Here is a 16,838-nt window from a genome sequence, read left to right as displayed (position 1 = left end):
CTTACTCCGCCGCCTGCGGTTCGGGGTCGGACCAGGACCATTCGCCTGGGTTTCTCGCCGGCGAGCGAGCGGGCTTCGAGGTCGCGGACGCGATGCCAACCTCGGCGCCGGCTTCTTCAGCCAGGGACGCCACGCGCAGCGCCCTGGCATTGCCGCGCCAGCTGTCCCACATGCCGATGATGCCCTTGGGCAGGAGCAAGGTGACGGCGACGAACAGGCCGCCGAGCGCGAACAGCCAGAATTCCGGCAGCACGCCGGTGAACCAGGATTTGCCGGCATTGACCAGCAACGCGCCGATGATCGGCCCGACAATGGTGCCGCGGCCGCCGACCGCCGCCCAGATCACCACCTCGATCGAATTGGCCGGCTCGAATTCGCCTGGATTGATGATGCCGACCTGCGGCACGTAGAGCGCGCCGGCAATGCCTGCCATGACGGCCGAAACGGTAAAAGCGAACAGCTTTACGTTCTCCGCCCGCCAGCCGAGGAAGCGCGTGCGGCTCTCGGCGTCGCGCACGGCCATCAGCAGCTTGCCGTATTTGGAGCCGACGATCGCCCAGGTGATGAAAACGGCGAGTGCCAGCATCACCGCGCTGGCCGCGAACAGTGCCGAGCGGGTCGTATCGGCCTGGACGTTGAAGTCCAGAATATCCTTGAAATCGGTCAGGCCGTTATTGCCTCCGAAACCCATGTCGTTGCGGAAGAAGGCAAGCAGCAGCGCATAGGTCATCGCCTGGGTGATGATGGAGAGGTAGACACCGGTGACGCGGCTGCGGAAGGCGAACCAGCCGAAGATGAAGGCAAGCAGGCCGGGCACCGCCAGCACCATGATGGCGGCGAACCAGAAATGGTCGAAACCGGTCCAGAACCAGGGCAATTCCTTGTAGTTCAGGAACACCATGAAATCGGGCAGGATCGGGTTGCCGTAGACGCCGCGCGAGCCGATCTGGCGCATCAGATACATCCCTATCGCATAGCCGCCGAGCGCGAAGAAGGCGCCGTGGCCGAGCGAGAGGATACCGCAATAGCCCCAGACCAGATCGAGCGAGAGCGCCAGCAGTGCATAGCAGAGATATTTGCCGGTCAGCGCCACGATGTAGGACGGAATGTAGAAGGCGCTTGTCGGCGAGACGGCCAGGTTAAGCACCGGCACGATTATAGCCACCGCCAGCAGGATGAAGATGGTGATGGCGATGCGGCGATCCGCGCCGGCGGCAAAGAAGCGTCCCGATATCATGCTTCCACCGCCCTGCCCTTGAGCGCGAACAGGCCTCGCGGGCGCTTCTGGATGAACAGGATGATCAGCACCAGCACGACGATCTTGCCGAGCACCGCGCCGGCATAGGGCTCGAGAACCTTGTTGACGATGCCGAGCGAAAAGGCGCCGACCAATGTACCCCAGAGATTGCCGACACCGCCGAAGACGACCACCATGAAGCTGTCGATGATGTAGCCGCGACCAAGGTTGGGCGAGACATTGTCGATCTGGCTGAGCGCGACGCCGGCGATACCGGCAATGCCGGATCCCAGCGCGAAGGTCAGCGCGTCGACCCAGGGCGTCCTGATGCCCATCGAGGCGGCCATGCGCCGGTTGGCGGTGACGGCGCGCATCTGCAGCCCCCAAGGCGTGCGCTTCATCACATAGAGCAACATGCCGAATACCGTGAGCGCGAACACCAGAATCCACAGACGGTTCCAGGTGATGGCCAGTTGCCCGACGTCGAAGGAGCCGGACATCCAGGACGGATTGCCGACCTCCTGGTTGGTCGGTCCGAAGATCGAGCGCACCGCCTGCTGCAGGATGAGCGAGACGCCCCAGGTTGCCAGCAGCGTCTCCAGCGGCCGGCCGTAGAGGAACCGGATCACGCCGCGCTCGATGACGAGACCGACGAATGCCGCGACCAGGAAGGCGAGCGGCAGCGCGATCACCAGCGACCAGTCGAACAGGCCGGGAAAGGACGTCCGGATCACTTGCTGGACGACGAAGGTCGTATAGGCGCCAAGCATCACCATCTCGCCATGCGCCATGTTGATGACGCCCATGACGCCGAAGGTGATGGCAAGCCCGATCGCTGCCAGCAGCAGCACCGAACCCAGCGAAATCCCGTACCAGATGTTCTGTCCGGCATCCCACAAGGCCAGCGTCGAATTGATGTTGGCGATCGCTGCGGTCGCCGCGTCCTTGACCGCGCCGGAGGCACTGCCCTCGACCGAAGTGAGCAGCGAAACCGCGTCGCGGTCGCCACGCGCGCCGATCAGGGCGACCGCGGCGAGTTTGTCGGCCTCGGGCCTGTCGGAAACAAGCACCGAGGCCGCGCGGGCCTGTTCGAGCAGAGCCTTGACGCTGGCCACGGTCTCGCTGGCGATTGCCGTGTCGAGTGGCTCGATGTTGGCTGCGTCGGGCGTCTTGAACATGGTGCGGGCGGCTGCCAGCCGCACGGCCGGATCCTTGGCGCCAAGCGTCAGCGTGCCGAGCGCATCGCGGATGACGCGGCGCAGCGTGTTGTTGACCTTGATCTTGGCGACGTCGCCCTTGGCCGCCTCGCCGGATGCTTCGCTGCTGAGCGGATCGAAAAGCTGGAGGCTTTCGCCGGTTTCCTTGCCGACGAAGACCAGGGAATCCGCCTTGCGGATATAGAGATTGCCATCGGCGAGTGCCGAAAGCGGGTGTTCGACCAAGGGATCGCCGGTGGCGGCGAGGTCATGCACGACGGCTCCGGTCTCGGAAAAGCCCTTGGCGGTCGCGAACTTGGCGATGATGGCGCGCAGATCGGCTTCGCCTGCGCCCGACGACGACAGTGTCGCCAGCAGGAACAACAGCGTCAGGCCAATCGTGCGGATCAAGGTCATCGGCTTGAGTTAACCCTTGAAGATTTGAAATGGGCGCGTCCGGACAGTGGAGGAAACCGTCCGGACGCGTGCGGTCTTGGGCTTGGCATGAAGGCCCAGCCCGGGGAGGATCAGTTTGTGCCCTTGCCGCCGCACTTGCCGGTGGCAACGTTGAAGTTGCCGCACGACAGCGGCTTGCGCCAATCGGAGATCAAATCCTTGGAGTCCGGCAGGTAGTCGGACCATTCGTCGCCCATCACAAGGCCGGGCGTGCGCGAAACCGTTTCGAACTGGCCGTCGGCCTGGATTTCGCCGATCAGCACCGGCTTGGTGATGTGATGGTTCGGCATCATCGTCGAGTAGCCGCCGGTCAGGTTTGGCACAGAAACGCCGATCATGGCGTCGATGACCTTGTCCGGATCGGTGGTGCCGGCCTTCTCAACCGCCTTCACCCACATGTTGAAGCCGATATAATGAGCTTCCATCGGGTCGTTTGTGGTGCGCTTGTCGCTCTTGATGAACTTGTGCCAGTCGGCGATGAACTTCTTGTTCTCGGGCGTATCGACGCTCTCGAAATAGTTCCAGGCGGCGAGATGGCCGACCAGCGGCGCGGTGTCGAGACCGGCCAGCTCTTCCTCGCCGACCGAGAAGGCCATGACCGGGATGTCCTCGGCCTTGATGCCTTGGTTGCCGAGTTCCTTGTAGAACGGCACGTTGGCATCGCCATTGACGGTCGAGACGACGGCGGTCTTCTTGCCGGCCGAGCCGAATTTCTTGATCGCCGAGACTTCGGTCTGCCAGTCGGAGAAGCCGAATGGCGTATAGTTGACCATGATGTCTTCGGCCGCGACGCCCTTGGCCTTCAGATAGGCTTCGAGGATCTTGTTGGTGGTGCGCGGATAGACGTAGTCTGTGCCTTCGAGCACCCAGCGCTTCACCGAACCGCCGTCCTCGCTCATCAGGTAATCGACGGCCGGAATGGCCTGCTGGTTCGGCGCGGCACCCGTGTAGAAGACATTGCGCTCGCTTTCCTCGCCCTCATACTGGACCGGATAGAACAGGATATTGTCGAGTTCGGAAAACACCGGCAGCACCGACTTGCGCGACACCGAGGTCCAGCAGCCGAACACCGCGGCGACCTTGTCCTTCGAGATCAGCTCACGCGCCTTTTCGGCGAACAGCGGCCAGTTGGAAGCCGGATCGACGACGACCGCTTCGAGCTTCTTGCCGAGCAGGCCGCCCTTGGCGTTCTGCTCGTCGATGAGCATCAGCATGGCGTCCTTCAGCGTCGTCTCTGAAATCGCCATCGTGCCCGACAGCGAATGAAGAATGCCGACCTTGATCGTATCATCGGCGGCCCTGGCCGGAGCAGACATCACCAGGCCGGCGGCAACTACGCTCGCCGAGAACATTTTTGCTATTGTCGAGAAATTACCCCTCATGCGGAAGACTCCCAAGCTGGTTTGATTGCACCGCGACTATGCAATGCAACCCCCGTGCCAACCGCTGAAGGCATGCGGAAAAGCGCAAAATAGATACATGTTATCAGTGCGTTGCTATATTAGATTGAACGAAACAAAGAGAGCCGGTTAAAAATTGATTGAGGGAAATTTGCGCAATGCACAAGGCATATGCCTAAGTTTTGCCCATTTTCTTTAGATGCCTATATTTTGATCTCGAAGGCAGATCGCCGACGGCAAATGTTGCGGCGCGGCGCAAAAATAGGGCAAGCTTGGTCGTTCAAGCGGACGGCATCATGACATCAGCCATTTCACGCATATTCATCGGCATAGTGGCTCTGGCGGCGGCAACCGGAGCGGCCCGAGCCGACTTCAGCGACGGCAGGATGCCCGACGGCATCTATCACTGCGAGGCCTACCTGCTCGGCATGTTCCTCAACCTCGGCGACATCACCATCAAGGGAAACGTCTACAACGGCCCGGTCACGTTCGGGACCGCGCAGCAGGGCTACAACTACCAGATGGATGCAAACGGCGTGATCTCCTGGTTGGGACCAGTTGGCGGTTACACCACCGGCGGCAACTCGCTCTCGCTCACCCAGGCAACGCTGGACGGCCAGAGTCCGCCCTCCTTCGACATCATCATGAAGCAGCCCGACGGCGCCTTCACCGCCACGACCTGCACCAGGGGAAGCAATCAATAGATCTTCCCTGGCAATGACACCGCCTCGGTCTGCAACCCCGCCCGTCTTCTCATCTCATCTGGATGTTGCCGAAGGACCGCCAGCCGGTCGGCGCCTGAGGCCATGAAAAAAAGGCGCGGAACTGGTCAAGTTCCGCGCCAGCAGGCAGTCGGGAGGTCAGATGGTTTTCGCCGACATCTGCGCGGCGATATAGTCGGCCTGGCGGATCGCCAGCGACACGATGGTCAGGGTCGGGTTTTCGGCCGCACCCGTCGTGAACTGGCTGCCGTCCGACACGAACAGGTTCTTGATGTCGTGTGCCTGGCCATGCTTGTTGACGACGCCGTCGGCGGCCTTCTCGCTCATCCGATTGGTGCCGAGATTGTGCGTCGAGGGATAGGGTGGCGTCGGGAAAGTGCGTGTGGCGCCGACCGCATCGTAAAGCGCGGTGGCCTGCTTGTAGGCATGATTGCGCATCGCCGTGTCGTTGGCATGGTCGTCGAAATGCACATCGGCGATCGGCATGCCGTGCTCGTCCTTCTCGTCGCCATGCAGCGTGATGCGGTTCTCCTGGCGCGGCATGTCCTCACCGACGATCCACAGGCCGGCCATGTGGTCGTAGTGGTCGAGCGCGGTGGCGAAGGAACGCCCCCAGCCGCCAGGGTTCAGGAAGGCAGCCATGAAGGGCAGGCCGAGCGACAGCGTCTCGAACTCGTAACCGCCGACGAAACCGCGTGACGGATCATGGCGCGCCTCATCACGGATGATGCCGGCCATGGTTGTGCCGCGATACATGTGCACTGGCTTGTCGAAGATGGCATAGACCGATCCCGTGGTATGCCGCATGTAGTTCTTGCCCACCTGCCCTGACGAGTTGGCAAGGCCGTGCGGGAACTTGGCTGATTCGGAATTGAGCAGCAGGCGCGGGCTCTCGATCGAATTGCCGGCGACCGCCACGATGCGGGCCTTCTGCTCCTGCAGCTTGCCGTCCTTGTCGGCATAGACGACGCCGGTGACCTTTCCAGAGGCGTCATGGTTGATCTTGATCGCCATGGCGTTCGGCCGGACCTCGAGGTGGCCGGTCGCCTCGCCCTTCGGGATTTCGGTATAGAGCGTCGACCATTTGGCGCCCCATTTGCAGCCCTGGAAGCAGAAGCCGGTCTGCTGGCAGGAATTGCGGTCGTCGCGCTCCACCGAGTTGATCGCCATGTTGCCGGTATGGCATTCCTTGTAGCCGAGCTTGTCGGCGCCGGCCTTCAGCACCTTGAAATTGTTGTTGCCCGGCAGGCGCGGCCAGCCATTGGTGCCGGTGACGCCCATCTTGGCTTCCGCCTTGGCGTAGTAGGGCTCCATCTCGGCCAGCGTCACCGGCCAATCCAAAAGGTTGGCGCCTTCCAGCTTGCCGTAGGTCGACAGCGTCTTGAACTCATGCTCCTGGAAGCGCAGCGATGCGCCCGCCCAGTGCGTGGTCGAGCCGCCGACCGACTTGACGATCCAGGCCGGAAGGTTGGGAAAATCCTTGGCCACGCGCCAATCGCCGGATGTGGTGCGCTTGTCCGTCCAGGCGAGCTGAGCGAACGAATCCCACTCGTCGTTGATGAAGTCCTCATATTCGTGGCGGGCACCGGCCTCGAGAATGACGACGTCGATGCCCTTCTGCGCCAGCTCGTTGCCGAGCGTGCCGCCGCCGGCGCCGGAGCCGATGATGACGACCACGCCCTCGTTTTTCAGATCAAATGCTGCTGCCATGGTTTCCTCCCATGAAATCAATTGAATGCGGTTTGGGCGAAGCGGGTCAGAGCCACTCGATGTCGCTGAATCCCCGCGCGATGTAGCCGCCCTTGGAATAGGATTCGCCCTCGTAGCCGAAGATCGGCCAGACCTCCTTCTGGTTGTAGAGGCTGACGACAAGACCGCCGCGAACCGCCTGGAAGAAGGCCGTACCCTCAATGTCCCTGAGCAGCGCGACCCGCTGCTCTTCCCAGCCGAGCCCGCGATAACCGCCCTCGCCGGCTCTCTTGTCGAGATCGGCGATCCCGTTTTCGATAAGCTCCTTGTGAGCCTTGTCCTTGGCGGCCATCTCATCATGGCCCTTGACCGCGACGGCGTAATATTTGTCAGGGACTTGGTCATGCGGGTAGATATCGCGCGCCAGCTGGATCAGCGTCGCCATTGTCTCGGGCTTCAGAGCCGAGGTTTCCAGCCCCCAGGCATGTTGCGGACTGATGACGGCGCTGCCGGAAATGACGAGCAGCGCGCCGACGCCGCCGCGTTTGAGAAGTTCGCGCCGTGAAAGCCCGGGCTTCCCCTCGTGGATCGTGACCATGTTTTCCTCCCTGCTTGCTGTTCGCACTCGAAAGAGTGCCGTTGCTGGCGCCGCGCCGGTCCGCGCGGCCGGTTGTCCCTATTGGAAGCGCCCTCCGCGCTGCAGGACCTCGACCTTGTAGCCGTCGGGGTCCTCGATGAAGAAGAAGCGGGCGATGAGCGACCCGTCGCGGCTGAATTCGACGATCTTCTTCGGATTGAGGCCGAGAGCGCCGAGCCGATCATGTTCGCTGTCGAGATCGGCGACCGAGACCGCGAGGTGACCGTAGCCATCGCCCAGCGCATAGGGCTCCGCGCGCCCCTTGTTGACGGTCAACTCAACCTCGAAAGGCGCATCGGCATTGCTGAGGTAGACAAGCGTGAAGGTCTCGAAGTCCAGTCGTTGGGCGACCTCAAGGCCGAATGCCTTGGTGTAGAAATCGATGGAGCGGGCTTCGTCGAGAACCCGGATCATGGTGTGGATTGCCTTCGCCAAATCAGACTCCGCAGCTTCGTGCTTTCGAAGATGATTATGCGCGCCGGCGAAGAAAGGTGGTGGCAGCCGACTACCACGCATGGGATTGGAAAAACGGATATGCCACCCCAAGGACGAAAGTCTGCCAAGGACGAAAGTCTGATTGCCGTTGACGACCTTCCGGTCGATGATGAAACCGCAGGCAGTGTTCAAAAGGCACCGACCGCCCCGTCGGCGCCCAAGACCAACAAAAACGGGAGGTAACGATGTGCAGAGTCTTTGCCGCACAGGATCCGGAAGGCTATCGTCAGATCAACCGGTCGATCCGCATTGACGGACATTCGACGAGCATCCAGCTCGAGGTCACGTTCTGGGCCTTGCTCGACGAAATCGCCGAAAGCCAGAACCTGACGACGCCGAAATTCATCTCGAAGCTCTACGACGAAGCCATCGAGATCAACGGCGAGATCCCTAATTTCGCGTCGATGCTGCGCACCACTTGCGCACTCTATCTACGCGGCCACCGACCATCCATGGAGGAGGTGTTGAAGCGAGAGGCCGCCTAGCGCCCTTCCGTGGCGACTTCGAGCGCGAGCCGGCTCATGTCGGTGAAAAGCGCCTGGCGTTCGGAATAGTCGGTCTGTTCGCCGGTAAGCAGATTGTCGACGACGGTCAGCAGCGACAACGCCCTCGCGCCGAAATGGGCCGATATGCGATAGAGAGCGCTGGTTTCCATGTCTACCGCCAGCGCCCCGAGCGCCCTTGCGTCGGCATAACGGGCACGCGCTTCAGGATGGTAGAATATATCGGTGCAGGCTGTCAGGCCGGCGTGGTGGTCGATGCCAAGTGCGGCCGCCTTGGTCAATGCGCTAGCCAGCAGCGCCGGATCCGGGCCAACATCGGCTACGTAAAGGCCAAAAACTCGACCGCTCTCGGTATTTTCAGGCCGTGCCGATTGCGAGATCACAAGGCTGCGCAGCTTTGCCTCGGCGCTCAGGCTGCCGCAGGTACCGGTGCGGATCAGTGTTCGGACGCCATAAAAGTCAAGCAGTTCATGGGCGTAGATCAGGAAGGATGAAACGCCGATGCCCGTCGCCTGAATGCTGACAGGCTTGCCGCGAAACAAGCCGGTAAAGCCGAGAGCGCCGCGTCGGCGATTGACGCAGCGCGGCGCGTCCAGGAATGTCTGCGCCATCCACTCCGCGCGCTGCGGGTCGCCTGGCAACAAAACCGTGTCGGCGTAATCGCCCTTGCCTGCCTCGATGTGTGGCGTCAACAGCCGCTCCCCCAAGCCCGCCTGCTGTATTTTCAACAATCATGGCGTTGTTACGGCGTTGTGCAAGAGCGCGGCATTGGAAGCACCTAGGATTCAAGGACATCCTTGACGATCGTGGCCAGTTGCTTGAGCGAGAACGGCTTTGGCAGGAAGCCGAAATGCGCCTCCGCCGGCAGGTTCCTGGCGAAAGCGTCCTCGGCATAGCCGGAGACGAAAACGAACTTGATGTCCGGCTGGCGTTTGCGCAACTCTCCGAGCAGGGTCGGCCCGTCCATTTCCGGCATCACCACGTCGGAAACGACGATGTCGACCTTGCCGCCCAGCGCTTCGAACACTTCCAGCGCCTCGACGCCCGACGATGCCTCGTGAACGGTATAGCCGCGCGAAGTCAGTGCCCGCATGCCGCCCATGCGCACGGCATCCTCATCCTCGACCAGCAGGACCGTCGCCGACCCAGACAGATCCTTGGTGCTATCGGCCGGTTTGACTGCCGCTGCCGCCGGCGCTTCACCGGCTTCGGCTGCCGTTTTCGCTTCCACGATGTGACGCGGCAGGAAGATGCGGAAGGTGGACCCCTTGCCGACTTCGGAATCGCAGAAAATGAAACCGCCGGTCTGCTTGATGATGCCGTAGACCATGGACAGGCCAAGGCCCGTGCCCTTGCCGACCTCCTTGGTGGTGAAGAACGGCTCGAAGATCTTCTTCAGCACGTCGGGCGCGATGCCTGAGCCAGTATCCTCGACTTCGACCACCACATAGTCGGCGGCCGCGAGTTCGCGGTAGGGAAAGCTCTTGCATTCCTCGGCGGTCACGTTGCGGGTGCGCACGGTGAGATCGCCGCCCGCCGGCATCGCGTCGCGCGCGTTGACCGCCAGGTTGACCACCACTTGCTCGAACTGCCCGATATCGACCTTGACCGGCCACAGGTCGCGGCCGTGATCGACCTTGAGCTTGATGTCGTTGCCGACCAGCCGGGCAAGCAGCATCCTGAGATCGGCGAGCACGTCGGTGAGGTTCAGCACTTCCGGCCGCAGCGTCTGCTTGCGCGAGAAGGCCAGCAACTGCCTGACCAGGGAGGCCGCGCGATTGGCGTTCTGCTTGATGTTCATGATGTCGGGGAAGGACGGATCCGACGGCCGGTGATTGGTCAAAAGCAGGTCGGACGCCATGATGATGGCGGTCAGCACATTGTTGAAGTCGTGCGCGATGCCACCGGCGAGCTGGCCGACGGCCTGCATCTTCTGGCTTTGCGCCATCTGCCCTTCGAGCGCCTTCTGCTCGGTCGTCTCGACGGCGTAGACGATGGCCGCTTCCTCGGCCCCTTCGCCGCCGGTGCCATCGGCCACGGCGTTGACGTAGAAACGGATATGCCGCTCATCATTGCCGGGCAGCACGGTCTCGATCGGATCAATGTCGGCCTGCCGCTGCCGGGCTTTCTCGAAAGCCGCGGCAAAGGCCGGCCGGTCGCGGTCATGGATCACCGTGTCGAGCCGCACGCGGCGATCCACGGCATCGCGGTCGACGACCGAGGAAAACAGCGACAGGAACGGTGCGTTGGTGCGCAGGATGCGCCCGCTGGCATCGACACCGGCAATCGCCATCGGTGTCGAGTTGAAGAAGCGGGTGAAGCGCACTTCCGAGGCGCGCAGGTCGGCCGAGGCATCCTCGCCCTGTGTGCGGTTGAGCACGATGGTGCGGGTTGGCCCGCCGACGCCCTCACGGCTGGCCGAAACGCGATGCATGAAGCGCACCGGCAGCGCCTCGCCGGTCATCGTCGTCAAGTCGAGATCGATGACCGCATTGCGCGTCGTCCCGGGGTCCGCCTTGACGGAGCGCACCAGCGCCATGCCGTCGCCGGCAACAATATCGGGCAAGGCGACGGCGCCGGGGGTGAAGCTGGCGAGATCGATGCCCAGCCATCCGGCGAGCGTGGCGTTGATGTAGGTGACGCGGCCGTCCTGGTCGGCCGAAAAGAAGCCGGCCGGCGCGTGGTCGAGGTGGTCGATTGCCTTCTGCAGATCGAGGAAGAAACGCTCCTGCTCGGCCCGCTCTTGCGAAATGTCGGCGAGCTGCCAGGCCAGCATCGGCAGCCGCTGGCCCGGGACGCTGAACGCGCGGGCGCGTGCCCGGTACCAGCGCGCGCCCGGTTCGGCGCCGGGCCGGATCGATTGCGCGAGCCGGAACTCGCCGTCGCCCGGCTGCCCGTCACGCAAGCCGGACGCCAGCCGGTAAATGGTCACCGAGGCTTCGGGGACATCGGAGAGCAATCCTTCGACCGTCTTCAGGTCAGCGGCCGATGAGGCGCCGGTCATATCGGCATAGGCGCGGTTGGCGTAGACGACGCGACCCTTGGTGTCCGTGACCAGCAGGCCCTGCGACATCGAATCGACGAAGGCCTTGGACAGTTCGTCGCCCGTGGAGCGCGGTGTGATCTGCACGAAGCCGATCGCGGTCGCGAACAGAAAGCCGACACCGATCATCGCCAGTACGCCGAGCATGCCGAGCAGGAACGGATCGCCGAGGCGCTCGCGGAAAAGGCCGAAGACGATTGCGGCGCCCGTCAGGACGACGATGAAGATGATAAGCCGGGTGACCGCGCCCGGTCGCGTATTCTGGTCGACGATCGGTGCCGGATAGAAATCGCCGCGCGCTTCCTTGGCCATATGCCCCCTGCTCATGAAATCCGATGTTCCGACACCCGCCCCCAATGCATGTCGCCCAAAAATGACTTCGGTTTTGGGAAAACGACATGCATGAAAAACACGGACCTGAAACGCGTCGCATGAATCCGTTTCAGCGCGACGCGCTTTAGCCGGTTGAATCACATTCTCCTGGTCTGGAAAAGGCCCGGGCCGCAAATGTCGGATAAAAATGCTGTCGGCTGGCCTTCCCTGTGTTTCAAGCTGTTCACGATGAGTGAAGGCAACTTGCGGTAGCCAGTCGCAACGGTCTAGTGTCGCGTCCACTTTCCAAACCGATCGGGGGAAACCAATGCAGTGGCTGGATAGCGTGGCGGGTCCCGGTTATGCGGCGGCACTCCTGTGGACCTTCGCGGCGCTGATCCTGCTGGTCATCGTTCTCATCATCGTCAGGCTGGTGCGCAACCTGACCTTCGGCACGTTTGTCGCCGGCGGCCGCAACCGCAAGACGCGGCTCGCCGTCATGGACGCAACCGCCGTCGACAGCCATCGCCGACTGGTGCTGGTGCGACGCGACGACATCGAACATCTGCTTCTGATCGGCGGCCCGACCGACGTCGTTGTCGAACGCGACATCCGCCTCGCCGCGCCGCGCCGTCCGGCGTTGACCGGAGATGGCGGCCTGCAGCCTGTCCCGGCGGCCGCCACCCCGGCTGCGAAGCCTCGGTCGCCGCAGCCCGCTCCCGTGCCTCCGAGACAAGCACCCGCTCCGCAGCCGGTGGCCATGGCACAGCCTGCCCGCCAGCGTCCGGCGGCGCCACCACCGGCTCCGGCGCCCGCACCGAAACCAGCGGCGCAAACCTATCAATCGACCAATGTCACGCCGCTGCCTGCCTATGGCTCCGCCAACGTCAATGCCGCCAGGCACACGCCGCCACCGCCGACGCAGGACAGCATCGACGACACGCTGATGAAAGAACTCGAGGTTTCGCTCGACCAGCCCCGCTCCGGCGGCCCGGTGGGCAAACCGGCAGCCAAGGCGCCGCCCTCGCTCGACGATGAAATGACCAGGCTGTTGGGCGAACTTTCAAGCCAAAAGAGATGAACTGCGCCTAGGTCAAGAGATGAACTGTCGCCTGCCAGTGACTAGGCTGGCCGGCGTTCAAGCGTGTTCAAATCTATTGAAGGTGGCACGCATCGAACAAAAATGGCCGGATAACCGGCCATTTGGAAATCAATGCAAAGGCGGTCTATCAGTCGTCGCGATAGACTTTTTCACGGCGCTCATGCCGTTCTTGCGCTTCGATCGACAAGGTGGCGATCGGGCGCGCGTCGAGCCGCTTCAAGGCGATCGGCTCACCGGTTTCTTCGCAATAGCCGTAAGTGCCTTCATCGATGCGCTGCAGCGCCGAATCGATCTTTGAGATGAGTTTCCGCTGACGGTCGCGGGCCCTGAGCTCGATGGCGCGGTCGGTTTCCGAAGAGGCGCGGTCGGCGAGGTCGGGATGGTTGGCGTTTTCCTGCTGCAGGATTTCGAGGGTTTCGCGCGCCTCGCGCAAGATGTCATTTTTCCAGGTGACGAGCTTCTGGCGGAAGTAGGATTTCTGCCGTTCGTTCATGAACGGCTCGTCTTCGGAGGGTACGTAATCGGCGGTAACGATGTCGTTCATTCGACTCACCCAACAGCCCCAAATTTGGCGCCTATATATTCGCCACCAGACGCCTGCACAAGCGCAATCAGCCACCGACTCACGCAATTGTTAAAGTGCGTCTCCAGCCTTCTCCGGAGCGGCATAAATCTGTTTTGATGGCGAAAGTACGACGATCCTCGCCCATCGCCCTGCAAGTGATTCGCCGCGCTGAAGCACGCGCACCATTGTGCGTGCGGCTTTTCTCGTGGCTAATCGCGGCAGGACTTCAGCTCTCGGGCACCGTTGGAGGTTGGGTGAGCAGGCTTTATCTGTTGCGACACGCCAAGGCCGGTTGGGCCTTGCCAGGCATGCGTGATTTCGATCGTCCATTGGACGCATCCGGCCGCGCCGATGCCGAAAAAATGGGGACCGCGATGCGTTCCCGCTTCTATGTGCCGGACCTGACGCTGTGTTCCAACGCCAAACGCGCCAGGGAAACCCTCGAGGGTCTGGCCGGCCAGACCGACACAGGCAAGGTGCTGTTTTTCGATGCGCTCTACAGCGAGGACGCGGCCTGCTATCTCCGCCTCGTCCGGGATCATGGCGGGCCCGGTTCATTGCTGGTCATAGGGCACAACCCGATGACGGAGGATCTCGCCATGGCGGTTTCGGGCGATGGCGGCGAGGCGGAGCGGGCAATGCTCAATCACGGCTTTCCAACCTCGGGCCTTGCGGTCGTCCGTTTCCCCGGCGATCTGGCGAAAGCGACCCAGGGAGCGGGCTATCTCGAAGCGTTCCTGACACCGGCCGATCCCTGATGCCGATTTCCAGCGCCATTTCAAAGCCGGGTTCCAGCGCCTATATCGGGCGGACGCAAGCCCGAGAGATCATATTTTGGCATCATCGCTGACCACCTTCACCGACGAGGCAAGAATTGCCCTCGACACATTGTCGGGACGTGCCACCGGACTTTTTTCTCCATCGCTGCGTCTGGGTGTCACGGGTCTCTCCCGCGCCGGCAAGACCGTCTTCATCTCGGCCTTCGTCCACAATCTGATCCACGGTGGACGTCTGCCGCTGTTCGAGGCGCAGAAATCGGGGCGTATCGCGCGCGCCTTCCTCGAACAGCAGCCCGATGACGCCGTGCCGCGTTTTCAATACGAGGACCACATCGCCGCTTTGGTCAACGATCGCGTCTGGCCGGACTCGACCCGCGCCATTTCGGAACTGCGGCTGACGATCGAATATGAATCGGCTTCCGGCTGGAACCGCATGTTCTCGTCGGGCAAGCTGTCGGTCGACATCGTCGACTACCCCGGCGAATGGCTGCTCGACCTGCCGCTGCTCGGCAAATCCTTCGCCGATTTTTCGCGCGAAGCCCTCGAAATGGCCACGCTGCCGGTGCGCGAGGATCTTTCGCTGGCCTGGCGAGCGATCTCGGCGGAAATCGACCCGAATGCCGACGCCGAGGAAATGACGGCGCGCCGGCTGGCTGAAAGCTTCGCCGCCTATCTCAAGGCATGCAAGCTCGACGAACGGGCGCTTTCGACCTTGCCGCCCGGCCGTTTCCTGATGCCCGGCGATCTCGAAGGCTCGCCCGCGCTGACTTTCGCGCCGCTGGCCGGCCTGGGCGACAGGCGCGCGCGCAACGGCTCGTTGCACGCCATGATGGAACGGCGCTACGAGGCCTACAAGACGCATGTCGTCAAACCGTTCTTCCGCGAGCACATCACGCGCCTGGACCGCCAGATCGTGCTCATCGACGCCATGCAGGCGCTGAACGCCGGGCCTGGTGCCATGGCCGATCTGGAGCGCGCTGTCACCGAGATCCTCAGCTGTTTTCGCCCCGGCCGAGGCAGCTTCATAACCGACCTTTTCTCCCGGCGTATCGACCGCATCCTGGTCGCGGCGACCAAGGCCGATCATCTGCACCACGAAAGCCATGACCGGTTGCAGGCGATCGTGCGGCGCCTTGCCGACCGCGCCGTGGCGCGGGCGAATTTCACCGGCGCCGATGTCGACGTCGTCGCCATGGCGGCGGTGCGCGCCACCCGCGAAGGCACCGTCAAACAGGGGCGCGAGACATTGCCTGTTATCATCGGCACGCCGATCGCCGGCGAGAAGATCGATGGTGAAACATTCGACGGAAAGACGGAAACAGCTATATTTCCTGGTGATTTACCGGAGAACATTGACGCTGTTTTCGATCTTTCGGGGCCGGATCACAGGCAGGACTCCACGGACCCGGCAATCCGCTTCGTCCGGTTCCGTCCGCCGAAACTCGAACGCACGGCCGAAGGTGTCACGCTGTCGCTGCCGCATATCAGGCTCGACCGCGCCTTGCAGTTCCTGATCGGAGACCATCTGGCATGATCGCGCCCCGCAAACCGGCGGCATTCCGCATCGAGCCGGAAGCCGCGCCGAAACAAGACGCGCCACAGGCCCGCCAGGCCGAACCGTCGCGCAGACCGCGCTCCATGAAGGCCGATGTGGCGCTGGTCGTCCCGGCGGAGATCGACGTTTTCGACGAACCGGACGTTATTGCCGCCGAGCCGCCGCCATCGGTCGCCCCCAGAAGGCGCTCGGTTCTCGGCAGCATCTTCTTCGGCGCATTCGGCGTGCTGGTTTCGCTGGCTGTCGGCCTGTGGACCGACCAGTTGATACGCGATCTCTTTGCCCGCGCCGAATGGCTGGGCTGGCTGGCCGCCGGGATGGCGGCGATTGCGCTGCTGGCGCTGCTGGTAATCCTGATTCGCGAGTTCCTGGCCATCGCCCGCCTCGCCGAGGTCGAAAAGCTGCAGAAGCGCGCGCTCGATGCCATCGCGCGCGACGATCCGGAAGCGGCACGCGCGGTGGTCGACGAGTTGTCGGCCTTTGTCGGGGCCAAACCCGAGACCGCTGCCGGCCGGCGCGCGCTGGCTGAATTGCGCGGCGAGATTATCGACGGGGCCAATCTGGTGCGCCTGGCGGAGGCGGAAATCCTCGGCCCCCTTGATGTCAGGGCCAAGGTGATGATTCTCGAGGCCGCCAAGCGGGTCTCGCTGGTGACGGCGGTGAGCCCGCGCGCGCTGGTCGATGTCGCTTATGTCGTGTTTGAGGCCGGGCGCCTCATCCGCCGGCTGTCGGAACTCTATGGCGGACGGCCCGGAACGCTGGGTTTCTTCCGCCTGGCGCGCAGCGTACTGGCGCATCTGGCGGTCACCGGTTCGATCGCCATCGGCGACAGTTTCGTCCAGCAGATCGTCGGCCACGGCCTGGCGGCCCGCCTCTCGGCAAAGCTGGGCGAAGGCGTCGTCAACGGTATGATGACGGCGCGCATCGGTCTCGCCGCGATGGAGACGGCGCGCCCCCTGCCCTTCAGCGCTGCCAGGCGCCCGGGGCTGGGCGATTTCCTCGCAGCATTGACGTCGTTCGCAGCCAAGAAAGACGCCGAAACAGCCGGCTCCGGCAAATAGCGTCCAGCTCTTCGGGACGATGATCGGACTGCTGTTTCGAGGGCCCGCGGTGACGAAGCATTAACCAATCTTCTTCATGGTCGAAC

The 16,838-nt window shown here is 62.9% G+C and carries 15 protein-coding genes; 6 read left to right on the top strand and 9 right to left on the bottom strand.

The genetic code is table 11. The features are described 5' to 3' along the window. Window position 1: 1 nt before the first annotated feature. The 3 genes from urtC to urtA all read right to left on the bottom strand — a co-directional run bounded on the left by urtC (window position 2) and on the right by urtA (window position 4,241). Window positions 2-1,237, bottom strand: coding sequence for an urea ABC transporter permease subunit UrtC (urtC, locus tag FJW04_RS22750; protein ID WP_140716862.1), 1,236 nt, complete (start codon window positions 1,235-1,237; stop codon window positions 2-4). After that, on the bottom strand, window positions 1,234-2,850 hold the full coding sequence (gene urtB / locus FJW04_RS22745; protein ID WP_140716860.1) for an urea ABC transporter permease subunit UrtB: 1,617 nt from the start codon (window positions 2,848-2,850) through the stop codon (window positions 1,234-1,236). Before urtB ends, urtC begins: the two co-directional genes overlap by 4 nt. 110 nt (window positions 2,851-2,960) lie before the next feature. Beyond that, window positions 2,961-4,241, bottom strand: coding sequence for an urea ABC transporter substrate-binding protein (gene urtA, locus FJW04_RS22740; protein WP_224528120.1), 1,281 nt, complete (start codon window positions 4,239-4,241; stop codon window positions 2,961-2,963). Window positions 4,242-4,585: 344 nt separating this feature from the next. On the opposite strand from urtA, the gene FJW04_RS22735 reads away from it, so the two are divergent. Beyond that, window positions 4,586-4,993 (top strand): hypothetical protein, encoded by a 408-nt coding sequence (locus FJW04_RS22735; RefSeq protein ID WP_015317696.1) that lies wholly within the window; start codon window positions 4,586-4,588, stop codon window positions 4,991-4,993. A gap of 156 nt (window positions 4,994-5,149) precedes the next feature. On the opposite strand, the gene FJW04_RS22730 is transcribed toward FJW04_RS22735, so the two are convergent. From FJW04_RS22730 to FJW04_RS22720, 3 genes are all read right to left on the bottom strand, one after another. Then, window positions 5,150-6,721, bottom strand: a complete 1,572-nt coding sequence (locus tag FJW04_RS22730; RefSeq protein ID WP_140716856.1) for a GMC family oxidoreductase — start codon at window positions 6,719-6,721, stop codon at window positions 5,150-5,152. Between the two features lie 46 nt (window positions 6,722-6,767). Further along, window positions 6,768-7,298: a hypothetical protein gene (locus FJW04_RS22725; protein ID WP_015317694.1), complete on the bottom strand. Its 531-nt coding sequence runs from the start codon at window positions 7,296-7,298 to the stop codon at window positions 6,768-6,770. A 78-nt stretch (window positions 7,299-7,376) separates the two neighbouring features. Further along, window positions 7,377-7,772: a VOC family protein gene (locus FJW04_RS22720; RefSeq protein ID WP_140664242.1), complete on the bottom strand. Its 396-nt coding sequence runs from the start codon at window positions 7,770-7,772 to the stop codon at window positions 7,377-7,379. A gap of 245 nt (window positions 7,773-8,017) precedes the next feature. Between FJW04_RS22720 and FJW04_RS22715 the strand changes: the two genes are divergently transcribed. After that, window positions 8,018-8,317: a ribbon-helix-helix domain-containing protein gene (locus tag FJW04_RS22715; protein WP_015317692.1), complete on the top strand. Its 300-nt coding sequence runs from the start codon at window positions 8,018-8,020 to the stop codon at window positions 8,315-8,317. Here FJW04_RS22715 and FJW04_RS22710 read toward each other — a convergent pair. Together FJW04_RS22710 and FJW04_RS22705 are read right to left on the bottom strand one after the other, a co-directional pair. Continuing rightward, on the bottom strand, window positions 8,314-9,027 hold the full coding sequence (locus tag FJW04_RS22710) for a DeoD-type purine-nucleoside phosphorylase (RefSeq protein ID WP_140716854.1): 714 nt from the start codon (window positions 9,025-9,027) through the stop codon (window positions 8,314-8,316). The two genes, FJW04_RS22715 and FJW04_RS22710, sit on opposite strands and share 4 nt — an antisense overlap. A gap of 86 nt (window positions 9,028-9,113) precedes the next feature. Beyond that, entirely contained in the window at window positions 9,114-11,690 is a 2,577-nt protein-coding gene (locus FJW04_RS22705; protein WP_140716916.1) for an ATP-binding protein, read from the bottom strand. Between the two features lie 328 nt (window positions 11,691-12,018). Here FJW04_RS22705 and FJW04_RS22700 point away from each other — a divergent pair, with 328 nt between their 5' ends. Next, window positions 12,019-12,771 (top strand): flagellar biosynthetic protein FliO, encoded by a 753-nt coding sequence (locus FJW04_RS22700; protein ID WP_140716852.1) that lies wholly within the window; start codon window positions 12,019-12,021, stop codon window positions 12,769-12,771. A 148-nt stretch (window positions 12,772-12,919) separates the two neighbouring features. Here FJW04_RS22700 and dksA read toward each other — a convergent pair whose 3' ends face one another. Next, entirely contained in the window at window positions 12,920-13,336 is a 417-nt protein-coding gene (gene dksA, locus FJW04_RS22695) for an RNA polymerase-binding protein DksA (RefSeq protein ID WP_015317688.1), read from the bottom strand. 275 nt (window positions 13,337-13,611) lie between these two features. Here dksA and FJW04_RS22690 point away from each other — a divergent pair, with 275 nt between their 5' ends. The 3 genes from FJW04_RS22690 (at window position 13,612) to FJW04_RS22680 (ending at window position 16,752) form a co-directional block, all read left to right on the top strand. Beyond that, window positions 13,612-14,115 (top strand): histidine phosphatase family protein, encoded by a 504-nt coding sequence (locus tag FJW04_RS22690; protein WP_140716850.1) that lies wholly within the window; start codon window positions 13,612-13,614, stop codon window positions 14,113-14,115. A gap of 76 nt (window positions 14,116-14,191) precedes the next feature. After that, window positions 14,192-15,670 (top strand): YcjX family protein, encoded by a 1,479-nt coding sequence (locus tag FJW04_RS22685; protein ID WP_015317686.1) that lies wholly within the window; start codon window positions 14,192-14,194, stop codon window positions 15,668-15,670. Further along, window positions 15,667-16,752, top strand: a complete 1,086-nt coding sequence (locus FJW04_RS22680; RefSeq protein WP_140716848.1) for a TIGR01620 family protein — start codon at window positions 15,667-15,669, stop codon at window positions 16,750-16,752. Before FJW04_RS22685 ends, FJW04_RS22680 begins: the two co-directional genes overlap by 4 nt. Window positions 16,753-16,838: the final 86 nt, after the last annotated feature.

The sequence above is a fragment of the Mesorhizobium sp. B2-7-3 genome, assembly GCF_006440715.1.
GTDB classification, from domain to species: Bacteria; Pseudomonadota; Alphaproteobacteria; order Rhizobiales; family Rhizobiaceae; genus Mesorhizobium; species Mesorhizobium australicum.
The sequence above is the reverse complement of the archived record's forward strand: the minus strand, read 5'-3'. Positions and strand labels throughout refer to the sequence as shown.